The following is a 5067-nucleotide window of genomic DNA, read 5'->3' as shown; positions in this document are numbered from 1 at the left end:
GACCAGGCCCGACTCGTACGCCAGCACGACGGCCTGCACCCGGTCGCGCAGCCCCAGCTTGGTCAGCACATGCCCGACGTGGGTCTTGATGGTGGTCTCGCTGACCGACAGCGCCCGCGCGATCTCGGCGTTGGACAGGCCCCGGGCGACCTGCACCAGCACCTCCCGCTCCCGCTCGGTCAGGGCGCTGAGCGTCTTCGGTGGGGCTGCCGCCGGGTCGGGCAGCACGTCGGCGAACCGGTCCAGCAGCCGCTTGAGGATGCGCGGGGCGACCACCGCGTCCCCGGCCGCCACCGTGCGGATCGCCGTCACCAGGTCCTCCGCCGGCACGTCCTTGGCCAGGAAGCCGCTCGCCCCGGCCCGCAGCGCCCCCACCACGTACTCGTCCAGGTCGAAGGTGGTCAGGATCAGCACCCGCACCGGCAGCCGCGCGTCGACGATCGCCCGGGTCGCGGCGACCCCGTCCATCCGCGGCATCCGGATGTCCATCAGCACCACGTCGGGCAGCAGCCGGCGGGACAGCTCCACCGCCTCCAGCCCGTCGCCGGCCTCGGCCACGATGTCCAGGTCGTCCTCCGCGCCCAGCACCATCCGGAAGCCGGTACGCAGCAGCGGCTGGTCGTCGGCGAGCAGGACCCGCACCGGCCGCGTCCGTGCCGTCGCCTCGCTCATCTGCTCTCCCTGTCCTGCCGTCGCCGCGGCGGTCACGCCGGGGCCCCCAGCCGCTCCACCGGAATCTTCGCGTACACCCGGAACCCGCCGCCGGCACGCGGCCCGGCGCGCAGGACACCACCGTAGAGGCCGACCCGTTCCCGCATGCCCACCAGCCCATGCCCGACCCGGTCGGTGCCCGGTCCCGGCCCCCGCCCGGTGTCGGTGACCTCCACCTCGACCGCGCCCCCGGCGAAGGTCAGCCGCACCTGCGCGGTCGCCGCGCCGGCGTGTTTGAGGGCGTTGGTCAGTGCCTCCTGCACGATCCGGTAGATGGTCAGCGCCACCCCCTCCTCCATCGCCTCGGGCGCGCCCTCGACCCGCAGCGTCACCGGCAGGCCGGCGTCCCGCACCTGCTCGACCAGCGCGGCCACGCCGGCCAGGCCCGGCTGCGGGGCGAGTTCGGCCGCGGGCTCCGCCTCGGTGCGTAGCACGTCCAGCAGCCGGCGCAGCTCCCGCAGCGTCGCCCGGCTGGTCTCCTCGACCGTGGCGATCGCCTCGTCCGCGGCGTCCGGGTCCCGGCGCAGCACCCGCCGCGCGCCCGTCGCCAGCACCCCCATCACGCTCACATGGTGCGCCACCACGTCGTGCAGTTCCCGGGCGATGCGCCGGCGCTCCTCGGCGACCGCCTGCTCGGCCAGGGAGCGCTGGTTCTCCTCGGCCACCCGGGCCCGCTCGCGCAGCGCCTCGGTGGACGCCCGTCGGGCGTGCACCGCCCGCCCCACCGAGTACGACACCACGCCGATCAGCAGGTTGTTGAGCACCAGGTAGGCGCTGCTGAACTCCTCCAACATGCCGTCCAGGGGTGCCACCGTGTTCGCCACCGCCACCGGCAGCCAGAGCGTCACCGCGGCGGCCGTGGCGGCCCGCACCGGCCGGTTCGCCGCCATCGTGTAGGTGAGCACGATGAAGGTCAGGCCCTGCGCGGTCGGCGCGACGCCGAGCAGCGCGGGCACCGCGAGCGTCGCCACCGCCGCTGCCACCGCCGGCCAGGGCGCCGCCCGCCGCAGCGCCACCGGCAGCGCGCACAGCACGCTCCAGCCCAGCGCGGCCAGCAGCCGCTCGGGCCAGTACGCGCGGGGGGTGACCAGGGTGAACACGACCTCCGCCGCGACCAGCCCGGCGGCGAGCAGCGCGTCACCGGCGAGCGGGTGTCGGCGTAGCCACGCCCTCAGGCCCGAACTCATACCGCGACGCTAGCCGCCGTCACGGCGGGCAGATCGTCGCCGGCGACGAGGCCGCCCTCCTCCCTGGGGAGGAGGGCGGCCGGGCCGGGTCACTCGTCGGCGCCGGGGGGAGCCGGGCGGGAGCGGGCGTCGCGCAGCGGATCCGGCGCCGCCTGCACCGCCGGGAACGGCGGCGGGGTGCCCCCGAAGCTGGGGCAGAGCGCCTGGTGGCTGCACCAGTCGCAGAGCCGGCTCGGCCGGGGGCGGAAATCCTGCCGGGCGGTGGCCTGCTCGATCGCCCGCCACAACGCCACCACCGTGCGCTCGAACCGCAGCAGTTCCTCGGCATCGGGGGCGTAGTCGCAGACCTCCGCGTCCTTCAGGTAGAGCAGCCGCAGTACCCGGGGCACCACGCCCCGGGTACGCCACAGCACCAGCGCGTAGAACTTAAGCTGGAACAGCGCGCGCGCCTCGAACGCCTCCCGCGGTGCCCCGCCGGTCTTGTAGTCGACCACCCGCAGCGCGCCGTCCGGGGCCACGTCGAGCCGGTCGAGGTAGCCCCGGATCAGCAGCTCCTCGTCGACCACGGCGGAGATCAGGCTCTCCCGCTCGGCCGGCTCCAGTCGGCGCGGATCCTCCACCGCGAAGTAGCCGTCGAGCAGCGCGGCCGCCGAGCGCAGGAACTCCGCCCCGGCCGGGTCGCCGGCGGGGAAGAGCTCGGCCAGCTCGGGCTGCTCGGTGACCAGCCGGTCCCACTGGGGGGCCACCAGGTCACCTGCGGCGGAGGGGGTGCGGGCCGCCGCGGGCAGGTCGAACAGCCGCTCCAGCACGGCGTGCACCAGCGTGCCGCGGGCCTGCTCGGCGGTGGGGCGCTCGGGCAGCCGGTCGATGCTGCGGAACCGGTAGAGCAGCGGGCAGGTCTTGAAATCCGCCGCCCGCGACGGCGACAGTGAGGCCCGCACCGTCGCCGGCACCTCCGCCGGAATCGGAGGCTGCTGCGTGGTCACCGGTTCCGCCGTCATGCCCGGAAGGTTAGGGCACCGGTGTGACACCCCCCGATCGCCGCTCCGGTGCATGATCGGCCCCGCGTAGCATCGTCCCGATGGAGCAGACGAGGCGGCCGCAGCGCCGGCCCGACCGGCGGCCCGGCCTGACCGTCGGCCGGGTGTTCGGGGTGCCGCTGCACCTCAACGGGTCGATGGTCCTGCTGGCCCTGCTGGTGACCGTCATGTACGCCGAGTTCGCCCGCCGCCAGCTCGACCTGCCGCAGTTCGGCGGCTACCTGATCGGCTTCGGCTTCGTCGTCTCGCTGCTCGGCTCGGTGCTGCTGCACGAGCTGGGTCACGCCCTGACGGCCCGCCGCTTCGGCATCGGTGTGCGCGGGATCACTCTGGAACTGCTCGGCGGCTACACCGAGATGGACCGCGACGCCCCCACCCCCCGGGTCGACCTGCTGGTGTCGCTGGCCGGTCCGGCCGTCTCCGCGGTGCTCGGCGTGGTCGCGGTGGCCGCCACCCTGGCCCTGCCGGACCGCACGGTGGCCAACCAGCTCGCCTTCCAGTTGGCGGTGAGCAACGTCATTGTCGCGCTGTTCAACATCCTGCCCGGGCTGCCGCTGGACGGCGGCCGGGCGCTGCGCGCCGCGGTGTGGGCGCTGACCCGGGACCGGCACCGGGGCACCGAGGTGGCCGGCTGGGTGGGACGGGTGGTCGCGGTCGGCACCGCGGCGCTGGTGGTCCTGTTCACCCTCACCCGCGACCTGGCGCCGCTGGCGCTGCCGCTGATGCTGCTGGTCGCGTTCACCCTGTGGCGCGGCGCTGGGCAGTCGATCCGGGTGGCCCGGGTCAGTCGCCGGTTCCCGTTGATCGACCTGTCCCGGCTGGCCCGTCCGGTGTTCGCCGTGCCCACCGGCACCCCCCTCGCCGAAGCGCAGCGCCGGCGGGCCACCACCGAGCCGGACGCCGTGCTGCTGGTCACCGACTCCGCCGGCCGACCGCACGCACTGGTCGACCCGGCCGCCGCCGAGGCGGTGCCGGTCGAGCGCCGCCCCTGGCTGGCCGTGGACGCGGTGTCCCGTTCGCTGGCCGGCCTACCCACCATGCCGGTCGGCTTGGACGGGGAGCGGGTGATGGAGACGGTGCAGACCCACCCGGGCGCACAGTACGTGGTGACCTCAGGCGAAGATGTCGTGGGCGTTCTGCACATCGCGGATCTGGCTCAGCTCCTGGAACCTCGACGGAAGATGAACACGTGACGGCAACTCCCTCCGCCCCGGCCGGATCGGGCACCCGGCCCGCCGGCGCCCCGGCGGCGACACCCGTACGCCGGGGGCCGTTCCGGCCCGGTGACCGGGTGCAGCTCACCGACCCGAAGGGGCGGATGCACACGGTCACCCTGGAACCGGGCAGGGCGTTCCACACCCACCGGGGCATCCTGGAGCACGACGCGCTGATCGGCCTGCCCGACGGCAGCGTGGTGACCACCTCCGGGGGCGGGACGCAGTTCCTGGCCCTGCGGCCACTGCTGTCGGACTACGTGTTGTCCATGCCGCGTGGGGCGCAGGTGATCTACCCGAAGGACTCCGCGCAGATCGTCGCGATGGGCGACATCTTCCCCGGCGCGAAGGTCCTGGAGGCCGGCGCCGGGTCGGGGGCGTTGAGCTGCTCGCTGCTGCGGGCGGTCGGCACCGAGGGGGAACTGCACTCGTACGAGCTGCGTGAGGACTTCGCCCAGATCGCCAAGCGCAACGTCGAGGCGTTCTTCAACGGGCCGCACCCCGCCTGGCACCTGCACGTCGGCGACGTCGCGGCGTGCGAGGAGACCGGCTTCGACCGGATCATCCTGGACATGCTCACCCCGTGGGAGAGCCTCGACATGGTCGAGCGGGCGCTGCTGCCGGGCGGGGTGTTCATCGGCTACGTGGCCACCACCCCGCAGCTGTCGGAGCTGGTCGAGGCGCTGCGCGAGCGCGGCGGCTGGACGGAGCCGCGGGCCTGGGAGTCGCTGGTGCGCGACTGGCACGCCGAGGGGCTGGCGGTCCGCCCCGACCACCGCATGGTCGCGCACACCGCGTTCCTGGTCTCCGCGCGCAAGCTAGCTCCCGGCGTCACCGCCCCACCGCGGCGGCGCAAGCCCAGTAAGGGCACCGAGGCGTACGCGCAGCGCCGGCAGGCCCTGCGCGAGGCGGAGG

Annotated in this window: 5 protein-coding genes; 2 read left to right on the top strand and 3 right to left on the bottom strand. The window is 74.7% G+C overall.

Annotated features, from left to right (window positions below; all coding sequences use genetic code 11):
* The 3 genes from C1I99_RS29130 to C1I99_RS29120 form a co-directional block, all read right to left on the bottom strand.
* Window positions 1-672: response regulator (locus C1I99_RS29130; protein WP_111137397.1), on the bottom strand; the 672-nt coding region annotated here is incomplete at its 3' end.
* A gap of 32 nt (window positions 673-704) precedes the next feature.
* Window positions 705-1898: a sensor histidine kinase gene (locus tag C1I99_RS29125; protein ID WP_111137396.1), complete on the bottom strand. Its 1194-nt coding sequence runs from the start codon at window positions 1896-1898 to the stop codon at window positions 705-707.
* 89 nt (window positions 1899-1987) lie between these two features.
* Window positions 1988-2899 carry a RecB family exonuclease gene (locus tag C1I99_RS29120; protein WP_111137395.1) on the bottom strand — a complete coding sequence of 304 codons (912 nt, stop codon included), beginning with the start codon at window positions 2897-2899 and terminating at the stop codon, window positions 1988-1990.
* A 143-nt stretch (window positions 2900-3042) separates the two neighbouring features.
* Between C1I99_RS29120 and C1I99_RS29115 the strand changes: the two genes are divergently transcribed.
* Together C1I99_RS29115 and C1I99_RS29110 are read left to right on the top strand one after the other, a co-directional pair.
* Window positions 3043-4131: a site-2 protease family protein gene (locus C1I99_RS29115; RefSeq protein ID WP_438941461.1), complete on the top strand. Its 1089-nt coding sequence runs from the start codon at window positions 3043-3045 to the stop codon at window positions 4129-4131.
* The coding region (locus C1I99_RS29110) for a tRNA (adenine-N1)-methyltransferase (protein ID WP_111137393.1) at window positions 4128-5067 on the top strand (940 nt) is incomplete at its 3' end. The genes C1I99_RS29115 and C1I99_RS29110, both read left to right, overlap by 4 nt.

The organism is Micromonospora deserti, from assembly GCF_003236335.1.
GTDB classification, from domain to species: Bacteria; Actinomycetota; Actinomycetes; order Mycobacteriales; family Micromonosporaceae; genus Micromonospora; species Micromonospora deserti.
This window is presented reverse-complemented; position numbering and strand designations above follow the sequence as displayed.

Excerpts from the sequence above, each read along its gene's own strand:
- C1I99_RS29120 (WP_111137395.1), bottom strand. The coding sequence starts at position 2,899 with ATGACGGCGGAACCGGTGACCACGCAGCAGCCTCCGATTCCGGCGGAG.
- C1I99_RS29125 (WP_111137396.1), bottom strand. The coding sequence starts at position 1,898 with ATGAGTTCGGGCCTGAGGGCGTGGCTACGCCGACACCCGCTCGCCGGT.